The organism is Agarivorans gilvus, from assembly GCF_001420915.1.
GTDB lineage: Bacteria > Pseudomonadota > Gammaproteobacteria > Enterobacterales > Celerinatantimonadaceae > Agarivorans > Agarivorans gilvus.
Map to the genome: position 1 here is coordinate 725719 of NZ_CP013021.1, position 19497 is coordinate 745215.

Here is a 19497-nt window from a genome sequence, read left to right on the forward strand (position 1 = left end):
GGCTAATACACGTAAGATGAAACACTTGCGATAAAGGATGATTGTGTATAAACGTAGGGAGACCAATATGCGACTAAGCCATAAACTTGCCATAGGGCCACTGCTGGTTAGCCTTTGTGCCTTAAGCCACGCCGATACTTGGGTAGAAATAGGCGATTACACTCAGGTAATACTGCCTCTTGGAGGGCTCGGCCTCAGCTTAGCGAAAGGAGACACCACCGGCACCCTTCAGCTCACTAAGTCCTTTGCAACTTCCTTTACCATTACCCAAAGCATTAAATGGGTAGTAGATAAACGTCGACCTAACTTTACCACCAATAACTCTTTCCCCTCTGGACATACCACAGCAGCCTTTAGCGGCGCCTCATTTTTGCATACCCGTTATGGCTCTGCTTGGGGATCCCAGCCTATACCCTCGCCGCTTATACAGGCTGGAGCCGAGTGCATGGAGACAAACATTACTGGGACGATGTATTGGCGGGTGCCAGTATTGCGACCCTCAGCAACCTGTTTTTTGTGAACCCTATAACGGAAGATATTAGTCTTAGCCCGCTAGTCGATGGCGACGCTAAAGGTATACAACTTTCTTTATCAAATAGTTTTTTTGAAGGAGGAAGCCGCTCGAAGCGTCCAGCTGACCACTTTAAACCAAAGTTCAAATTCGACTTTATGCTTGGCCCCACTCGCCTAAAGTCAAACGATATTGGCAATTTAGCCCAGCAAAGCATTCTGTTTGAACAAGATGACACGCTAACCACTGCCGCCGCCAGATGGAGTTGGCAAGCTAACGACAAACACCGTTTTAGCTATTATACCCAGCCCTACGAAGCGCGTGCTCAGGGCTTAGCGGTAGACAACAGCGACATTTATGCTCAATATCAAGTGTGGGACAACAAGCTGAACTGGCAATATAAACTGCTAGCGGGTGAGCGTTGGAGCAGTGAGCTGGGCCTAGGCTTACTCATTCAATATGCGCAAGCCGCTTTATACGCAGATGCAAGTTTTGAGCACGACCTAGCCAAAGAAGAGGAGTGGCTAGTATATCCGCTAGCCAATGCCAATATTGCTTTTCAAGTGAGCCCACCGCTGAAGTTAGAACTAGCAGGGGAGTATGGCAATAACAGCGAAGGGGAAGTTGCGATGGCTGACCTTAGCCTCAACTATGCCTTTAATCGACGCTGGGATATAGCAGTAGGTTACAATTATTACCAACGCGACCAAGACAATGCCAAGACCTTCCGAAAAATAGAATTTGATTCACTTTACTTACGCTTTGGATATGCGTTTTAATCAAACTTGCTGATACGCTGGCAAGTCGACAACCACTCAAGGATGACCGTGAATATTCGATTTAAATTAGTGCTGCTGATCAATCTGGTTTGCCTTGTTGTTATTGCTAGCGTGGCCGCACTGAGTCTTCCCTACTTATACCAACAGCAAAAAACCAGTGTTGGAAACGAAGTTAAAGCGGCTTTATCCTTATTTGAAATTAGCGCGAGGCGAGCGGTAAATATACAAAATACCGAGACCCTCAAGTTCTTGGCCAACGAGCTGCTAAAGTCACCCAGCATAAACTATGTGAAAGTGACAGACCAAACCAGCCAGCAAGTATTACTTGAAGCGGGCGACTCGCGGCAAACCTCCAGCCAAGATGGCCAAACCACCAATAAGTTAGCCGCCTTAATCGACAATCAGCAGCAACCCGCTAGCCAAGTGAACCCTATCGCTTGGGTAGAAATTGAATTTGTTAGTCCCAGCAATCTCTATCAATGGCTTTATCCTCATCGGCTTAAAATTATCAATCTACTGATGCTGCTATTTTTAATACAACTTTTTCTAAGTTTAGTGGTGAGCCGAGCAGGCCTCTCGACTAAGCCTGCCAGTATTGGCAGCGCTAATCAGCCCAAACCTAAGGAGACAACAAGCCCGGTTGAAAACAGCGCTGGATTAGCTCAAAGCCATCAAGAACTACAAGAAACACTCCATAAAACACAACAACAGCAGCACAAAGAAAAACAGAAGCTCAATCAAATCATTGCCTTATCCAAGCGTGCCAACAGTATAAAGAAAACCCTTTTGGAACAAAGCCAACAGGCCTTGGTGATGGTGGATGAGCATAACCACATTATTGAGGCCAGTCCCAAAGCTTTAAAGATACTTGCTTGCAGCAAAGAGCAATTGCTTAAGTTAGATCTTAACCAACATTTCTCGCTACCACCGCAAAGTGCACAAGATAGCCCAGAATTTATGGAGCTGCTGCTTAGTTACCCTGAAGACTTCTACCTTCTTGCTCAGGCTCAACAACAGGCTTACGCGGTGAATCATTTAGCACTACGCTTTGACAAAGACAGTTTGTACTTGCTCAACATTGTGGAGCGTCCCCCCATAACAAGCAAAGCAGAACCTGTAGCTCAGGCTCGCTGGCAAGCGCTGCAGCTAAGCGACCTGTATTCTCCACTTAAGGCAGGCTGTCTTGCCGCAATGCAGCAATTGCAAACGCTAAAAGCCAACACCGAAGCCAATCAGCAGCAAAGCTTAGATGCTCAGCTACGCTTAACTACCCTTCTCGCCTGCCTGCCTTGGCAACAAAACCAAAGCCAAGCCCTAAAGCTACAAGCAGAAAACTTTGTCGAGTTATTTGAACAGCGCCTTAGTCACTTCAGCGCTTTATATCAGGCTAATCGGCTACGCTGGGCCCTTGTGATTAGCCCAGAAGTAAAACAGCATTACCTGTTTAATTACTATCACATGCAAGCGCTCATCGACCTGCACTTATACTTAATTTCGCTGTATCCTGCCAAAGCTCAGGTACTACTGCAAATTAACTTAGAGCAACAGCAGTTGGTGGTATCACTGGACGCAGAAAACGCCAGCTTATTATCGCCACTACAGCAATCTCTGCTGGCTTGTAGCGCAGCCCTATGCAAACAGATTGGTGCCCGCCAGCAGCAACAGCAAGACTCCTTAGCACTTAGATTCTCGCTAGAACCGGCCACCGAAGTGCAGCTAAACCCAGTAGCCAAGGAGCAAGCTGTTACCATCGATATTGCTGATACCTTTGTGCAACAATGCCTTAAGCTACAACTACAATTGCTAGGCTATCGAGTACTGGAGCTAAGTGAATTAGCCCAATGTGAGTCCAGCGAAGCACTAAGCTATATCTGCCAGCAATTACCCAATGAGCAGCAGCAAGCCTCGCTGCAAGACAAAAACATTGCGCTTATTCTGCTCAGCGAACAAGTGCCTGAGCCCTCAGTCGTCCCGCAGGCCGCTACGGTGTGTTTAAGAGCCCGGCTCGCGAGCTTTGCGGCACGAGGCTTAGCTAGCGTTCCACACTACGAACAATCAGAACTGCAAGTATTAACCCAAGCCATGCTGGCTATAGAAGACACCAAACCGCCAGCAGAGGCGATTAACATCGCTTCGTTTAGCCAACAACAAAACCCGTTCAAGGCCTTAGCCAATATCAGCTCGCCTAAATTGGCTTGGAAACATAGAGAATGGCAACAAGCCTACAACCAAATTAGAAACCTAGGTCCAGTCGATTATTTGTTGTTGGAAGCTAGTGCGCTAAATCAGGAACGCATCAAACAACTAAATCTACTGGCTGTAAAACCCCAGCTATTGATTTATCAAGACCAAGCACAAAACGAGTACCTGAGCCAACTCAGTGATTTTCGCTTAAGTCTGTTACAGCCCGAACAGTTCCAGCAGCAACTATGGATGTTGCTGTTAAACCACCAGCATTATCAACAAAACTTAGAGTCTTTGAATAGTGATGAGCAACTATGGGAAGCGCAGCTACTCGGCGAACTAAATACCCTTGCCATCATTCAAGCACTTAGCCAGATAGGCGCTCAACAGCCAGCAGGTATCCATCAGCATCAAGAGCTGCCGCCAAGCAGCACTATGCAGCCCTACGAAAAAGCGCTTAATCAGGTATTTAAACGTGAAACTAAAGAGCGTGCCCAATTGATTATCGAGTTTGCTCATGAGCAGCGTTGGCGAGAAGTTCAGCAGCAGCTTACGGCAATTCAGTTTAGTGCAGAGAAGTTTGCCTCTGACTCACTAAACCAGCAGATTGAAGCCCTAAGCAAGGCCACTTACCAACAAGATAATGCAGCCTTAGAAAAAGCGCTTGCTCAACTATCTGGGTAGATAGTTGAGCACACCAGCAACGAAGTAGTTGCCGATGACTTAGTCAACAATAAGATCGTAGTCTCGGCGAAGAATGTCGATCACTTCTTGTTTCGGGTTGTCGGCAATCTCAATTTTTGCACCGGTGATTTTCTCTGCAATACCAATGTAAGTACTAGAAATTTTCATCAGTACCTCAACTGGAAGATCGTTGTCTCGAGCTAAAGCTTCCCGCTCAGGCATACGGTTTTTATTAAGTAAGATATCTGGATCAGGGAAATGATTAAGCAGTAACTGTCGAAAATCTTCTTTCGAGTTTTCAACAATATTACCTTGGCGATACTCAGCGCCATCCCATATACGCGATGAGTCAGGCGTGCCCACTTCATCCATGTAAATTAATTTATCGTTACCTTGTGCATCGGTGACATAACCAAACTCAAACTTAGTATCAACAAAGATTTGATCAATCTCTTCCAAAGCTTGGCTAATCACACCAAAACCTTGTTTCAGTAAGGTTTCGTAAACGTCGATATCGCTGGCAGCTTGAAACTTAAACGCCGCATAGTTTTGCTCGATATTTTGTCGAGTCACGTTCACATCATCGGCTTCAGGTACTCCGGGAATACCTTTTAAAATTCCTTTAGTGGACGGCGTAATCAATAACTCGGGCAGTTTTTGATCGCGCTCCAAGCCTTCTGGTAAATCGATACCACAGAAATTACGCTCACCATTTTGGTAGGCACGCCACATCGAGCCAGTAATATATTGGCGACAAATCGCTTCAATCATTACCGGACGGGCTTTTTGCACTATCCAAACCAAAGGATGAGGAATATCCAAAATATGACTGTCGGCTAAGCCTTGCTCTTTAAACAGCTTAAACCAATGGTTAGAAATAGCATTGAGTGCAGCACCTTTACCGGGTACCCCTTTAAGTCCTTGTTCGCCATGCCAAATACAATCAAAGGCAGAGATACGGTCGCTAATAACCATAATGGCTAAAGGCGTATCTTCGGCTACATCATAGCCTTTTTCTTGAATGAGTCGTTTACTGTCGGCCTCGGTAAGCCAATAAACTGAACGCACCTTACCACTATGAACTGGTGCATCGGTACGAATGGGTAAATCATTATTCACTGCTAATACTTTATCAGCGAGACTCATGGTAAACCGTCCTCTAAATCATGAGTGAAAAATCAGCGGCAACGGCCTTATCAACTGACTTTTACGGGGGAACATTAAAGTGCTGAAGGATTTTACCAGAATAAGCGGCAACTACTAGCCATTCTAATCAACAAGCAAACCATTTAAGTCTGGTCCTCAGAATGACCAAGGCTGTAAACCAAATCAAGCCCCCTCCTCTACCATAATATTACTTTTTGAAGCAATAACTCAGCCGACAGCAGTTATGACAAAGAAGCGGATGGGCAAGATGAGCGTAACACTTTAAGGCGTTGAGGCATGTTATATAAGGCGCGCCCAATACCACGGTTGCTTAGATGCCAAAACAGTAGACTTAATACAACAATCGTAGCTGTAGCAAAGCTTGGGTAAAGTAATAACCAGAGATCTGCGCTTAAACCATCCAAAGGTTTGTTTAAATCCAACATTGCAGGAATCACAAGTACCCCAACTAGCTCAATAAAAATTCGATGCAACACATATATCTGCAAAGTATTACGGCCAATCCAGGAAACAATACTCAGTTTCATAACGCGCTGCGCAACGGTAAATAGTGGAACACCTACAAAAATAATCGAGAAACTAAGCAGCATAGGTATTGAGAATCCTAGGGCCTTAGTGAGCAAGAATAGTATTATGGGTGAGGCTGCCAGTAACAGACTAGATGCATTTAAACGAGACAAAAGAGCAAAGGTTTTACTCCCCCAAAAGCAACCAAAGGCAAAATAAATTCCATTGATAAAAATACTATTCACAGGCCAAGACAAGCCAAATGTCCAGCCATACCAATGAAACACCAGCATTGTAGCCAAGGCTAACCACCAATTTCGCGCTAGGCTTTTACAGACGATAAAATAAACGACCAGTGCATAAAGATACCAAAGACTGCTATGCCCCCTCAGCGTCAACCATATAAATTCTAACAATTCTCTACTGTATAAGGCATTTACAGCGCTGCTAAGCTGTACCTCGGGCTGCCCTAAGCGATTAATACCATATACACTGAGCCATTGAATAACGCCCCATAATAAAAACAGATAAACTAAATTTGAAATGCGCTTATCAAAAACCTCATACCAAGATTTTTTGGTCACAGAGCTATGAACCAACATTCCTGATATGACAAAAAATAGCGGCATTCTCAAAGGCGCTAAGTAATGACTAATCTTCTCATTAAAATAAGAAAAAATGTCGCTGCCGGAGTCCGATACAAACGTCGGCAACGAGTAAGAGGTGACAATAACGTGATGGAAAACAACAAGCAGTATACAAAAACCCTTGGCGGCATCGATCCAATCGACTCTGGCTTTCAAATCCTTCTGCATAAGTAGTCCTTTGTTTAACTAAACAAGCACTCTCACCATCTACGACTCAGGTAAATCAATAGTGATCTATATCACACTAAACCATGTTATATAACTAGATCCACCCTTAATTAATGACATTAGCTTTTTTAATTTAAGTATTAGAGCACAACGGAAGACCACCGCTGTCAATCGCTACGCGTTTCTAATCTTTCTTTCTGATACTGAAAAGCGTAGTTTCTGCTGGCAAACTACACGGTAAACAGATAACTACAACATATATCGGGGGATATAACGAAAAGCAGTGAATAAGCCAAATATTCAAAGCCAATAAAATGGCTAATAACGAATCAAAGAAGGCACAGCACACACCAAATCATCAGTCTGAGTCAACTTTATCAAAATACCAATAACCATGATTAAGCAAGTCCAGTAACCAGCTCAACTGATGACTGTCCTGCTTTAACGCTCGTAAGGAGTGGGCATCTATGGCGTTATGATCACACATGCTTTTTGCCAAGGCCCAAGAGCAATTGGGCACCATATAAGCTTGCCCATCAACAAAGATTTGATAGGGCAATACATCTAAATAAAGGGCTTTAATACCAGCGCAACGCCTTAAGGCTAAACCCTGCTCCACCAGTTCGGCTAAATCGGCAAGAGCTAACCGTTGCTCGCTGTTATGCAGTACCACAATATCCGAGCTATGAGCGCTGTCGCTTAGATATTCCCCCAAGAACTGCGCACTAATTTCTGGCGAACTTAATAGTTTAACCATCATCTTATTTAGGGCTTGGCTTTCATGCTCGGCGATACGACCAAATTCTTGGGTAACACAGCGTTTAGCATCAGAAAAGCGTGATGTTTGTGGCTGGTGTTGCAACAAATAATCGGCAAATCCACCTACTAGCTCTAGAGAATTAGGCGCTCGAAAACCTATAGAATAATTCATAGCAGCTTCTATCGCGTAGCCTTCATGTGGGCAGCCAGGTGGTATATACAGTACATCACCGGCTTCCAATACCACATCAATAATGGCCTTAAAAGGCTCGCAATGTTTTAAATGCGGATCTGGACTCAACACTTTTAAAATTTGCTTTTCACCAACCCGCCAATGTCTTCTGCCCTCACCTTGAATAATAAATACACCGTATTGGTCTATATGCGGCCCCACCCCTCCTTCCGGGGTAGAATAAGACACCATCACATCATCAAAACGCCAATTAGGAATAAACTGAAAGGCTTCAGCCAACAGGTTTACCCGTGGGTGCCAATGATCAACGCCTTGAACTAATAACGAACTATGCGACTCCCCCAAGGCGGCAAAGTCTTCAAACGGGCCTAACTGGGCTTGCCATTGCTGCTCATGACAAGTGACTAAACGCGACTGAATTTCCGACTCCATGGCTAAGCCCGCCAATTCCTCAGGGCTTAGTGGATCAACAAAATTACCCATCCCTTTTTTAAACACAACGGCTTGTTGTTGCCAATAAGTCGCCATAAACTCATCTTGATTGAAAGAGACTTCATACATCATGTAACTTCCTCATATTCAGTCTTCCCAGTGTATACTATTTGCCGAGTGGGTTTTGCATCGTCGTCACGCTTTAACCATGAGACAAGAAGCATAAAACGCTGTATTCTAGCGGTGGCTATACAGGGATAGAAACACGCACCATGACGACACACTTCCAACTCTTCGACCTTCCAGAAAACGCCACGGAAGAACAAATTCGCACCCGTTACAAACAGCTCGCTGCACGCTGTCATCCAGATAAAGGTGGTTCATCACAATTGATGATCCTGATTAAAAACAGTTACCAAAAACTGATCATGGGTGAAGGCGCACTGCCAATAAACCAACACCTCAATGACAGCAACAAACAGATTATCGATTTAAAAAAAACCATTCATCAGCAACAGTTTTACATTCAAAAACTGAGCGTAGCGATTGCCAAACAAGCCCAACAAAAAGAAACCAAGCGGCTAAAGAAGATACTGATGCCTGCTGCACTAGCGGTATTCGCCATACTGGTATTGGTATTAGCCGGGAAAAACTACCAGAGCCACCAACAACTTGAGCAAATCACCGCCAAGCTTGCGGTGCAAAAACAACAAGCGGCAAGTGCTAAAGCTGCAAGTATGGCAAGCGCTAAAGCTGCAAGTATGGCAAGCGCAAGCGATGAAGTAGAAAGAGAACAACCTGAGATTTGGGAGCTAAAACAAAAATTACGCTTAAGCCGCGCCATGCAGCAATACTTAGAAACCGACTTAGATACTAGCTTAGCGATAATTCAGCACCAGTTAAACAACGCAGCTACACCGCTTAGCCAGGCCCAAACGCAATTTTTGGCGCAATATGAGCTTGGCCAAACAGAAGCTGCGATAACCGATGATGTTATGGAACCAACAGCACTCCCAGCGGAGCTGATAAGTCCAAAGCCCCTAGAAGCCCAGCAGCCCACTGAAACGATGCAACAAGAGCAAAGTGATAAAACCGTGGAGTAATCTATGTTGCAACTGCTTGATTGGTACAAAAACAAACATTCAGAATATTTAGGTTCTAACAAGCCAAGCAGCCTTTCTTCAAATTATTTACATCAATTAAGCAGCGCTGTTCTAACCCCCATAGCGCAAAAACTAGGAAGCGTTGTTATTACCTACGATTTTACCAGCCATCCATTGCTACGTTACATATTGAACAATAAGCCTAGCGATATGGCACCAAAGCTAGACCAACATGCGGCCATGGAGCTAAACAGCCAAGGAAAGCGCATATGCAAAAGAGATGGAGCGGCCTGTGATTTCTATGTTTTAGGCTATGAAACAAAAATGAATGAAGTTGCTCGATTTATCGTCAATCAGCTCAACTTTGATCGCCTATATTTTTATGGCAAAGATAGACCCATACACCTCAGCATTGGGCCAGAAAATACACACTATGCACTTATAAGAAGCAGGCGCAGCGATGGTGTTCGCATCAACCAAAAGAGTGCCCAAGGCATCGCCACACGCAAGCTATTCAATCATTTATAACCACTGAAGATTAAATAATTAGGGGCCCACTAAATGGACGCAAGCATTTTTTCTCAGTTAGTTTCTCAAATAAGTGTTGGAAAACACTTACCAGATGCAATCTATCTTCATAAAGATGCCTTTAGCGCTTTGCCTACTGCTTTGTCACAATTTATTCCTGCCGTAGCAAAAGCGGTAAATTTAGCTGATGATGAGTGGAATTTAGTGAAACTGTTTAAGAAAGAGTTTCGATTATCACTGCTTCATTATCCCGAATTTTGCAGTGACTCTTACCCCGCCTTAAAACAAAGTCTAAACATAGATTTAATAAGGCTTAGCCATAAACTCACCCGTTACCAAGAATCTGACAACCCACCAATCTTGCACCGTAAAGAAACTATGATTCTGCCCGAGCATAAGCACTACCAAGAATTTGTGATTCTGACTCAAGAAGGTGAAAACGCCGGCTTATATGAAAATTCACGCCTAATTGGCTTTAAACGCTCCTGGGAAAACCTAATTGCGCGACATGGCTACGAATTAGTAGACGGACGTTTATTTAGATGTTCAGCAATTCAACCGATTGAAGATGCAGGCATAGATCGCCACAAAACAGCAATTGTTCGCCATGAACTATCGGCCCCTATGAAAACCTTAGTAAAACACGGCTATTTAGAAGGCCAGTATTCAGTGTTTGATTATGGCTGCGGCCGAGGCGACGACTTAAGAGAGCTAGAAGCCCACGGCCTTGACGTATTAGGTTGGGATCCAAATTTTCAGCCCGACAATGACAAAGTTCATTCAGACATAATCAACATTGGCTTTGTTCTCAACGTAATTGAAGATCAAGATGAACGCCTCGATGCCCTACTTGGCGCTTGGGAGCTTAGCGATAAACTGTTAGTGGTAGCGGTGATGCTCGCCAATGAGAGCTACATCGCTCAATTTACGCCCTATAAAGACGGTGTAATAACTTCACGCAACACCTTTCAAAAGTATTACGCCCAATCTGAAATCAAAGCCTACATAGAGCGCAGCCTGCAAGAAGACGTCATTACAGTGGCACCAGGGATTTTTTACATTTTCAAAGACAAACTGGAAGAACAGCGCTACTTACAAAGTAAGTACAAGCGCCATCATCAATGGCAGCAACTCACCTCTCCAGAACCGGTTGGAGCAAAAGACAAAGCCAAATTGCTTATCACCCAAAATCAAACATTGTTTAATAGTTTTTGGAACACTTGCTTAGACCTGGGCCGAATTCCCGCCAACGATGAATTCACCAATTCAGATCAAGTAAGAAATCTAATTGGCTCACACCGTAAAGTATTTAACTTACTGCAAGAGATGTACAACACAGCTGAGTTCCGGCAAGCAGAAAAAAGTCGCAAAGAAGATCTGCTGCTCTATTTTGCCATCGGTCTATTCGAAAAACGTAAACCCTACACCCAACAACCCGAACCATTAAAACGCGACATTAAAGCGCTATTTAGTGACTATAAAACTGCCATTAACCTAGCTACCGAACTACTCTTTGCCATTGCCGATTCAAACCTGATCAACCAACAATGCGAGAAAGCCCACCAATTACTACCGGCTAGCTTACTTAATCAAGGCCATTCACTGATTTTTCATAAAGACTACCTTGACGAATTACCGCTATTACTCAGGGTGTACGTCGGTGCAGGGCTACAAATTTATGGCGAGTTAGATGAAAACATCGACCTCATTAAAATTCATACTACATCAGGCAAACTTACCCTCACCGCCTATGACAATTTTGACCAGCCTGTACCCTATTTGGTAGAGCGCATAAAAATTAAAATGGCCGAGCAAGATATAGATTTTTTTGATTATATTAATGAACAACGTCGCCCCCCGCTGCTCAACAAGCACTTATACATGCTTAGACAACACCCTAAATTTAAGCAGCAGTTAAGTTTTGATAAACGTTTAGCAAAGCTGATGGGCTACGAATATAAAATAGAAACCCAGATGCAACGCACTGAGTTCGAGATACTGCTAGATAAACACAATAAGCAAATCAAAGGCTTTTTATTAGCAACAAAACATTAAAAACAAGCATAGAAATTATGCCTTCTCCACTGTAGAATGCTCGTCGCATTTTGGCATACCATCGCAATCAAACGTAAAAAATGCAATCAATATATAACAAACCCACAATAAAGTTTGTCAAATTTTGACATACCAGCTATCATTTTCGTCATTTACGACAAGCTAAAGACTGATTATGCAAACTCAAGATTCTGGATATTGCTACTCTTTTCCGGCAGTAAGAGGTATTCAAGCGGGTCGCCCATTTTATATAGCAACCTGCCCACTACGGATCATCCCCAAAATATTTAGCTACAACGAGGATGACGTTCCACCAGAGCTAAGGGCTCAAAGAACGTTAAACAAAACTCGTATACCTGAAATGGTGAAGTACCTGCTAGATAACCCTAAAGATTATGTATTTTCAGCATTAACAGCCTCCGTAGGTATTGATATCTCTTTTGACGATCATGAAAGTGCGCCTAACTTAGGCACGCTGAAAATACCTATGGATGCACAAATACTGATTAATGATGGTCAACACCGCCGCAAAGCCATTGAAGAAGCGCTAAAGGAAAACCCCGATCTCGGACAAGACAATATTCCGGTGTTGTTTTTTATCGATGAAGGTTTAACCAGAAGCCAACAAATGTTCGCCGACCTAAATAAATATGCGGTAAAACCAAGCCCGTCACTGGGTACGCTTTATGATCACCGAGATGAAAGCTCTGAATTAGCACGAGAATTAGCAACCAAAATTGCGCCTTTTATTGGGCTTACTGAGATGGAAAAATCCAACATCAGCCCTAAATCTAACAAGCTATTTACCTTAAGTAGCATTAAACAATCGACTCGAGCGTTGTTAAGTAAAGGGCCAAAAGATGGCTTTAGCGATGATGAAAAAGCACTTGCAGCTGAGTTTTGGGATGAAGTTTCAAAGCATATGAAAGACTGGCAAATGGTGATCAACAAACAAGTTTCACCGGCTCAGCTACGCCAAGAGTATATTCACGCTCATGGGGTTGGCTTGCATGCTATTGGCGTCCTTGGCAAGCACCTACTTTGTCAAGAGCCCCAACACTGGAAATTAAAACTACAAAAGCTAGCAAACGTGAATTGGCTAAAAACCAATCCGGAGTGGATAAAACGCAGTATGAATCACGGTAAGCTAAGTAAATCTACAACCAATATTCTGCTCACTGCGAATGCCCTTAAAATTGCACTTGATTTACCACTTAGCCCTGAAGAAAAAGCTCTAGAGAAACAACTATCATGATGAACGAGCTACAACTAGCTGAAGATTTAGCTGAATACGAAGACTTTATTAATGCCGAAGACTTCGCAAACAACAAACTAAGCCATTACATCGCCGACGTACAGCGAGTTTACTGTGCAGACAATCGCCCTTGGGTAATCGGCTACAGCGGCGGTAAAGACTCATCGGCGGTTATGTCTCTTATATACATGGCGCTATTAGGCTTAGAAGCCAAAGATCGAAGCAAACCGATTTTCGTTGTTTCATCAGACACGTTAGTAGAAACCCCAGTTGTGGTAAACCATATTAAAAACTCGTTAGCGGCTATCGAAAAAGGAGCCAAACGAGATAATTTACCCATTAGCTGCCATAAAGTGGTACCTAAAAACACCCAAACCTTCTGGGCCAGTTTGTTGGGTAAAGGCTACCCAGCACCAACACGTTCATTCCGCTGGTGTACCGAAAGAATGAAAATCGACCCAGTTAGTGACTTTATAAAATCGAAAGTATCTCAATTTGAGGAAGTTATCGTAGTTCTTGGCTCGCGCAGCCAAGAAAGTGCCTCCCGGGCACAAGTCATTGCCAAGCACAAAATTGATGGTTCGCGACTGGCTCGCCATACCACCTTAGCCAATGCTTTCATCTATACACCAATTGATACTTGGGGGGTAGATGACGTATGGAAAATTCTACGCCTCTGTCACCTAGAAACTCAACAATCACCTTACGGCACCAAAAATATTTGGAGCAATAAATACGACTTGGAATGGGAAAACCCTTGGGGTGGCAAAAACTTAGTTCTATGGAACTTATATAAAGATTCCTCTGGGCAAGGCGAATGCCCTATGGTCATAGACGAAACAACCCCGTCTTGTGGTAACTCACGCTTTGGCTGCTGGACCTGTACCGTAGTCACCAAAGACCGAGCTATGGAAAGCCTCATCGAAAATGGTGAGCAATGGATGAAAGAGCTTTTAGAGTTTCGCAACAACTTAGCCGAAACAACTAAACCAGAGAATAAAGATGAATTTCGAAACTACAAACGCCGCACTGGTAAAGTAAGTTATCAATATGCGAAGGATGGCGAAGACATCGCCTCGGAACGTAAACATGTGCCAGGCCCATACTGGTTGAAATACCGACGCCAATGGCTAAGGGAGCTGCTGGAGTTAGATAAAAAATATAAAGCCGAAGGGCGAGAAATCGAACTCATTACCCAAGCAGAATTACATGCAATACGCCAAGAATGGATCCACGATCCCAACGAACCCGATTGGGATGATTCACTGCCAACTATTTTCAGAGAAGTCTACGGGTATGACTTAGATTGGGTTTACGACGACAACGCCAGTTTTGGTAAAGATGACGCTCAACTAATCCATGAATTATGTGAAGACTTCGATATTGCACCAGAAATGATATTGAAATTAATCGAGCTTGAAATGTCGATGGAAGGTCTCAGCCGCCGCAGTGGTATTAGTAACAAAATTGCCACTCTATTGAAGCAAGACTGGGGAAGCTTAGAAGAAATTAAGCAAAAACATACCGCGCTTCAAAGTAAAGCTGACTTCGATATTCACCAACAAGAAATAGAGAACTATACCCTGCAACTTACAAGCTTAGATAAACAGCTGCAGAAAGAGTTTTAACAACCAATATGCTGATTACAAAACTAACCTTAAATAATTTCCGTGTATTCCGGGGCGTTCACGAAATAGATCTCGCCCCTCTACCTCCCCAAGTAAATGCTCGGGGAGAGGAAATTAGCTTTCCTAAACCCATTATTCTCTTTGGTGGACTAAATGGTGCTGGCAAAACATCCATCCTAACGGCTGTGCGCTTAGCGCTCTTTGGCCGCTTAGCCTTTAACCAAGCTTTTTCTAACAACCAATATATCGAAGTCCTAAACGAATTAATTCACAAAGGTATTGGTCATGGTGGCATTCAAGACCATGCTTCAATCGAATTAGAGTTTAAATACAGCCAAAACGGCGAAGAAAACACTTATAAGGTAATCCGCAGTTGGAAACAAGGCCAAAAAGATAAACTCAGTTTAGAGAAAGATGGGGCGCTACTTACTGAGCTTAATTATGAGCAATGCCAAGGCTTCTTAAATGAGCTCATTCCAAGTGGTATTGCAGATCTATTTTTCTTCGATGGCGAAAAAATAGCTGATTTAGCAGAAGATGAATCGGGTACCGTACTCAAAACCGCTGTACGTCGGTTACTAGGTTTAGATGTTATCGCAAAGCTCAAAAGTGACTTAGGTATTTTCCTTAAAAAAGAAGACGCGAAAACACTCAAACTCTCACTTAAAGAAGAGATTAATACCCTAGATGAAAAACGCATTCGCCATGAACGTAATGCCGAAAAACAGCGCAACGAAGCTGATATCATTAGTACCCAAATCGAATTAAGCTCTCGAGACATTGCAAACTTAGAAGCAAAATTGTCTCAAAATGGTGGGGCGTGGGCAAAAACTAGAGAACAAGAACGAGACAAGGTTGAAACCTTACTTCAAGAAAAGGCCGAGTTAGAAAAACAGATCCGCATGGAAATGGAAACCAGCTTACCTTTCGCTCTTGCCCCCAACGCCATGCAACACTTACTAGGCCAAATAAAACAAGAACAACAAATTAAGAAGAAACAAAACTTCGGTAATGAATTGGACGACTTCTTAATAACACTTCGCCGCAAATACCCTAGCTTTGATACTGAAATAGCCCAAGCCGCAATTACCGATAGCTTCAAAACTCATGTAGGTGAACTTGATTCAGCCAAACTTATATTAGATATTTCAGATCGCCAAGCCAACACTATCGAATATCAAATTACCAAGCTTTCTCAAGACTCATTCGCTCGTTTTGATGCAGCGAGACAACGCCTTACAAAAGTAGAAGAGGAAATTGATAACGCCTCGAGTAATATCGCACGAGCCCCAGAACAAGAACAAGTACAAGAAATAGTTACCAGTATACGAGAGTTAGATAAACAAAAAGAGAAGCTAATTCTTCAATATCGAGCAGCTCTCGAACACGCAAAAAATGAACTACGTCTCGCTTTAGATACAGCGAGACAAATCCAAAAATTACACGATAAAAATAAAGATCAGACGCATAAGAACCAAAGTGTAAGCAATGCACAAAACGCGGTTCTATTGTTAAATAAATTTGCAGAGCAACTGACCAAAGCACGAGTAAAACAACTTGAGAATGAATTTATTCAATCTTACAAGAAGCTGGCGCGCAAAGAAGATCTACAACTAAGCGCAGCAATTAACCCATCGACTTTCGACGTTGAGCTAATGGCCGAACAAGGCATTAAAATCAATCGTAAGGCGATGTCTGCAGGTGAAAAACAAATCTATGCGATATCGATCTTAGAAGCCTTAGGGCGCACCTCAGGCCGTAAATTGCCAATAATTATCGACACGCCTCTCGGTCGTTTAGACTCGCATCACCGTGATAAGCTGGTTGAAAACTACTTCCCCCACGCCAGTCATCAGGTTGTGATCTTATCAACTGATACCGAGATCGATAAAAACTATACCAATCTCATCCAAGACGACATTGCCCGTAGCTACGAGATTTGTTTTAACGGCTCGACCAAGTCATCCAAACTCAAACCTGGCTACTTTTGGGAAAACACTAATAAGGAGGCTGTGTAATGCTCCCCAATCGCATGAATCTAACACGTTCAACGGAAGAACAATTAAAGAAATTAAAAGGCTACACGGGTATTACACCAAACGTATCAGCACGTATTGCCTTCTTCCGTTCTATTGAGAGTGATTTCCGTTACCGAGGCCAAGCCGCCAAGTTAGATGGCTCATTAATAATGGATAAATATACTTGGTTAGGAGACACCAGCGAAATAACAGAGCTAGTGCTAAAAATGTATTACCCAGAGCTAGATAATAAAGAATATCAACAAGCTTGGGCAGCACATGTGGAAGATGGGATTGCTTCGATTAGAAACCACAAATTTTTGTCGCACCTTTCAAAATTACTTTAAATAAACCTGTCCCCGGAGTTAATATCCGGGGATCATTTCATATTTTATTAACTAACTTTAGGAAAATATCGCTCTATAGCAGTTTTAATTTTTGCACCCTTGTAAAAATTCAGCATATTGTTATCATTTTGGAAGCTGTCTTTAAAACCTTCCTCTCTAATCCAATTTTCGAAATCAACCCAACTAATCATTATATCTTCAACGACAACTGTTAAATTTAAGCGAATCTCATCGAGTGAATATTTAGAAAATATTGCAGAAATAACTGCATATTTACCGTACCTAAATGCACTTCCAAATTTAGATACACTATATTTATCATCTGATGTGCGATACTTTTTCTCCATATCTTTCAAGTTTAATAAAGCCTTAACAGCATATATGTAGGATTCATACTTTCCGCCATCAGATAAAAAACTATCCACGCCATCACTACCAAACAACAGCTTCTTACTACCACTTCTCGCCAAACCTGGCTCAATAGTAGATGCAAAACAGCATCTAACGAGATCATCCCTCTTGATGAGCATACTTCTATCTAAATAACCTTTAGCGATACCATCTCCAAACTCCCCTCTTTTTCTTTCGTAATACAGGCCTGAGTGCATAAATGCATACTTCTGAAACCTAATCTGGCTCTCCTGGTTTGCTTTTCTGTCCGCATCATCAATAGGGTTTTGTCGATTGGTAGCTTGACTAACATTTTCTACAATTTTTAAATGTTCAGGAAGAAAACCTGATAGTTTGTCTTCTTCATCATCTTCTTCATCAGTCTCAAAAGAAATAACTTTAACTAGGACTTCTTTACCATGAAAATACTCTTTTATTTTATCTTCATCTCCTTCTACTTCTTCATAAATTTTGCTCAAAGTAAATGCTGTTTGCCCACCATTTATTATCTGTGGCAAGCTTATGGATAAAGAAGCTTTATTTTTCCTTCCTGTTTTCTCAGTGAAATAGCAACCGCTGCATACTATTGTTAGCCCATTATTATAGAGAGCAAATTCATTATTCTCGCTTTCCTTTAAAGTATTAACAATTTCGCTATTTACGGAGTTCTTCCGCATATCGAGATAACTTCTTGGGTTATAGTGGAGTATAGAATTTTTATATTTATTCATTATTTTTGCGATTTCGATAGTGGGAACAAATAACACCGTAATATTTGCATCTACGCTACCTAAATCAGCATTGTATTGAATTCTAGGATGTTGAGAGTTAGCCAAATCAATACTAACTTCAAGATCTTCTCGGCTATAGTAATTACCGCTAACTACAGGATATACAAGTTCATCATATGCTAGATTGAAATCAATAACTTTACTTTCATAACCACCCGTAAGTTTTTCTAACTTGTTTTTGTCGTATCTACAATTGGCTAAAATAATTACATTATATTCATACTTAGCTTTGTGCTTCAATTTATCAAGTTCATCTTGAAACCCCTTGACTTTGCCATTGTATTTATTACCATTTTCACAACTTTCTTCACCATCAAGAATTCGAGTTATATCCATCTTTAACAACTCATCGATTTCAATCTCTTTTGATTCAAAGTTTTTCTTACTATGTCTGAATTTAGATTGTATTATGTTAATAGACTTACTATCTTTATCGATATAGTACGCATCAATACCACCATCATTTGAGCCGTCCAGTATCAACAACTCTCTCTCAAGAAAGTCCAACATACCAAACTTAGCCATGAGATAGAGATGTATATATGCTCGAGATCTAGCTTGCTCTAGTTTTTTGTCATCATCGACACTGTATAGTTTCTTATATTTAACCGGAGCTTCAGAAATAATCTTATCTAGAATATTAATAAGAGTACTGTATTTACTATTCATTAAACACGACCTTTTGGTTATTTTTATAGATCCCAAGATTCTCTATATCGCACCTTGAATATCTTCTTGGCACCTTCGATGTATAAACTATAATGATTCTCTAAATTATTAATGGTTTTACATAAGCTTCTCTTATTCGGATTTTTCATTCACGCTAAAGATGGCTTTAAATGCCTGAAGTTTAAGCTTGGCAATACGAAGAAGAATCTAGGTAATCACGTCGCTGGGTAATCATTTTCATCGTTTGGAAGTGAATGGTGTCTTGATTCCGACAAATAGCCCTTGCCATATTTTTTATACGACAGATAAACTCTGATATATATCGGATTCATTCAACATTATCTTTATAACTACTTATTACATGAGTACAACAAATCGCACAAAGTGGCGCTGAAAAATCGAGAATATAGCGTTTATAAGTAGCTTCAACCAAAGTTCTTACATCATCACCAAAACGCTCTGTCACTCGTGGTACGCCTCTTCGATGCAATTCTTTTCCAAGACGTCCTAATTGTTTATATTTTTTCATGTAGGAGACAATCTCAGGTGAATGTATTGGGGTTGAGTCGTACCACTCCCGTAAAGTAACAACTTCAGCAGAGCGCTTTGCTAACTCCACGGCTTTAATTTTTTCTTTAACTATTGGCGATATTCGACTCAAAACATTCTTGTTATTCATAAA

Annotated in this window: 15 protein-coding genes; 10 read left to right on the forward strand and 5 right to left on the reverse strand. The window is 42.0% G+C overall.

From position 1 onward, the window contains the following. Nucleotides 1-67: 67 nt before the first annotated feature. The 3 genes from AR383_RS21670 to AR383_RS03435 are packed head-to-tail and all read left to right on the forward strand — an operon-like array spanning nt 68 to nt 4158. Complete coding sequence (locus tag AR383_RS21670) at nt 68-520, forward strand: phosphatase PAP2 family protein (RefSeq protein ID WP_055731858.1); 453 nt, start codon at nt 68-70, stop codon at nt 518-520. Next, nucleotides 442-1290, forward strand: a complete 849-nt coding sequence (locus tag AR383_RS03430) for a phosphatase PAP2 family protein (RefSeq protein ID WP_157051632.1) — start codon at nt 442-444, stop codon at nt 1288-1290. The genes AR383_RS21670 and AR383_RS03430 overlap by 79 nt, the downstream gene beginning before the upstream one ends. A gap of 48 nt (nt 1291-1338) precedes the next feature. Continuing rightward, nucleotides 1339-4158 carry a PAS domain-containing protein gene (locus tag AR383_RS03435; RefSeq protein WP_055731860.1) on the forward strand — a complete coding sequence of 940 codons (2820 nt, stop codon included), beginning with the start codon at nt 1339-1341 and terminating at the stop codon, nt 4156-4158. A gap of 39 nt (nt 4159-4197) precedes the next feature. On the opposite strand, the gene AR383_RS03440 is transcribed toward AR383_RS03435, so the two are convergent. The 3 genes from AR383_RS03440 to AR383_RS03450 form a co-directional block, all read right to left on the reverse strand. Further along, nucleotides 4198-5304 (reverse strand): phosphoribosylaminoimidazolesuccinocarboxamide synthase, encoded by a 1107-nt coding sequence (locus AR383_RS03440; protein WP_055731861.1) that lies wholly within the window; start codon nt 5302-5304, stop codon nt 4198-4200. A gap of 242 nt (nt 5305-5546) precedes the next feature. After that, entirely contained in the window at nt 5547-6647 is a 1101-nt protein-coding gene (locus AR383_RS03445; protein WP_083481487.1) for an acyltransferase family protein, read from the reverse strand. Between the two features lie 358 nt (nt 6648-7005). Further along, nucleotides 7006-8163, reverse strand: coding sequence for a ribosomal protein uL16 3-hydroxylase (locus AR383_RS03450; protein ID WP_055731863.1), 1158 nt, complete (start codon nt 8161-8163; stop codon nt 7006-7008). A 140-nt stretch (nt 8164-8303) separates the two neighbouring features. On the opposite strand from AR383_RS03450, the gene AR383_RS03455 reads away from it, so the two are divergent. From AR383_RS03455 to dndE, 7 genes are all read left to right on the forward strand, one after another. Then, the gene (locus AR383_RS03455; protein ID WP_055731864.1) at nt 8304-9134 is read left to right on the forward strand and encodes a J domain-containing protein; all 831 of its coding nucleotides are present in this window, start codon (nt 8304-8306) and stop codon (nt 9132-9134) included. A 3-nt stretch (nt 9135-9137) separates the two neighbouring features. Next, nucleotides 9138-9662 carry a hypothetical protein gene (locus AR383_RS03460; RefSeq protein WP_055731865.1) on the forward strand — a complete coding sequence of 175 codons (525 nt, stop codon included), beginning with the start codon at nt 9138-9140 and terminating at the stop codon, nt 9660-9662. A 33-nt stretch (nt 9663-9695) separates the two neighbouring features. Next, entirely contained in the window at nt 9696-11717 is a 2022-nt protein-coding gene (locus tag AR383_RS03465; protein WP_055731866.1) for a DNA phosphorothioation-associated putative methyltransferase, read from the forward strand. 175 nt (nt 11718-11892) lie between these two features. Then, on the forward strand, nt 11893-12972 hold the full coding sequence (gene dndB, locus AR383_RS03470) for a DNA sulfur modification protein DndB (RefSeq protein ID WP_055731867.1): 1080 nt from the start codon (nt 11893-11895) through the stop codon (nt 12970-12972). Continuing rightward, nucleotides 12969-14600 (forward strand): DNA phosphorothioation system sulfurtransferase DndC, encoded by a 1632-nt coding sequence (locus AR383_RS03475; protein WP_055731868.1) that lies wholly within the window; start codon nt 12969-12971, stop codon nt 14598-14600. Before dndB ends, AR383_RS03475 begins: the two co-directional genes overlap by 4 nt. Nucleotides 14601-14608: 8 nt before the next feature. Further along, entirely contained in the window at nt 14609-16618 is a 2010-nt protein-coding gene (gene dndD, locus AR383_RS03480) for a DNA sulfur modification protein DndD (RefSeq protein ID WP_055731869.1), read from the forward strand. Further along, a complete protein-coding gene (gene dndE, locus AR383_RS03485; RefSeq protein WP_055731870.1) occupies nt 16618-16965 on the forward strand; it encodes a DNA sulfur modification protein DndE in 348 nt (115 codons plus the stop codon). Before dndD ends, dndE begins: the two co-directional genes overlap by 1 nt. A gap of 47 nt (nt 16966-17012) precedes the next feature. On the opposite strand, the gene AR383_RS03490 is transcribed toward dndE, so the two are convergent. Together AR383_RS03490 and AR383_RS03495 are read right to left on the reverse strand one after the other, a co-directional pair. Then, nucleotides 17013-18815 carry an AIPR family protein gene (locus AR383_RS03490; RefSeq protein ID WP_055731871.1) on the reverse strand — a complete coding sequence of 601 codons (1803 nt, stop codon included), beginning with the start codon at nt 18813-18815 and terminating at the stop codon, nt 17013-17015. 328 nt (nt 18816-19143) lie between these two features. Further along, nucleotides 19144-19494 carry a hypothetical protein gene (locus tag AR383_RS03495; protein ID WP_055731872.1) on the reverse strand — a complete coding sequence of 117 codons (351 nt, stop codon included), beginning with the start codon at nt 19492-19494 and terminating at the stop codon, nt 19144-19146. Nucleotides 19495-19497 lie beyond the last annotated feature (3 nt).

Excerpts from the sequence above, each read along its gene's own strand:
- AR383_RS03490 (WP_055731871.1), bottom strand. The coding sequence starts at position 18,815 with ATGAATAGTAAATACAGTACTCTTATTAATATTCTAGATAAGATTATT.
- AR383_RS03445 (WP_083481487.1), bottom strand. The coding sequence starts at position 6,647 with ATGCAGAAGGATTTGAAAGCCAGAGTCGATTGGATCGATGCCGCCAAG.
- AR383_RS03450 (WP_055731863.1), bottom strand. The coding sequence starts at position 8,163 with ATGATGTATGAAGTCTCTTTCAATCAAGATGAGTTTATGGCGACTTAT.
- dndE (WP_055731870.1), top strand. The coding sequence starts at position 16,618 with ATGCTCCCCAATCGCATGAATCTAACACGTTCAACGGAAGAACAATTA.
- AR383_RS03495 (WP_055731872.1), bottom strand. The coding sequence starts at position 19,494 with ATGAATAACAAGAATGTTTTGAGTCGAATATCGCCAATAGTTAAAGAA.
- AR383_RS03465 (WP_055731866.1), top strand. The coding sequence starts at position 9,696 with ATGGACGCAAGCATTTTTTCTCAGTTAGTTTCTCAAATAAGTGTTGGA.
- AR383_RS03475 (WP_055731868.1), top strand. The coding sequence starts at position 12,969 with ATGATGAACGAGCTACAACTAGCTGAAGATTTAGCTGAATACGAAGAC.
- AR383_RS03440 (WP_055731861.1), bottom strand. The coding sequence starts at position 5,304 with ATGAGTCTCGCTGATAAAGTATTAGCAGTGAATAATGATTTACCCATT.
- dndB (WP_055731867.1), top strand. The coding sequence starts at position 11,893 with ATGCAAACTCAAGATTCTGGATATTGCTACTCTTTTCCGGCAGTAAGA.
- dndD (WP_055731869.1), top strand. The coding sequence starts at position 14,609 with ATGCTGATTACAAAACTAACCTTAAATAATTTCCGTGTATTCCGGGGC.
- AR383_RS21670 (WP_055731858.1), top strand. The coding sequence starts at position 68 with ATGCGACTAAGCCATAAACTTGCCATAGGGCCACTGCTGGTTAGCCTT.
- AR383_RS03455 (WP_055731864.1), top strand. The coding sequence starts at position 8,304 with ATGACGACACACTTCCAACTCTTCGACCTTCCAGAAAACGCCACGGAA.
- AR383_RS03460 (WP_055731865.1), top strand. The coding sequence starts at position 9,138 with ATGTTGCAACTGCTTGATTGGTACAAAAACAAACATTCAGAATATTTA.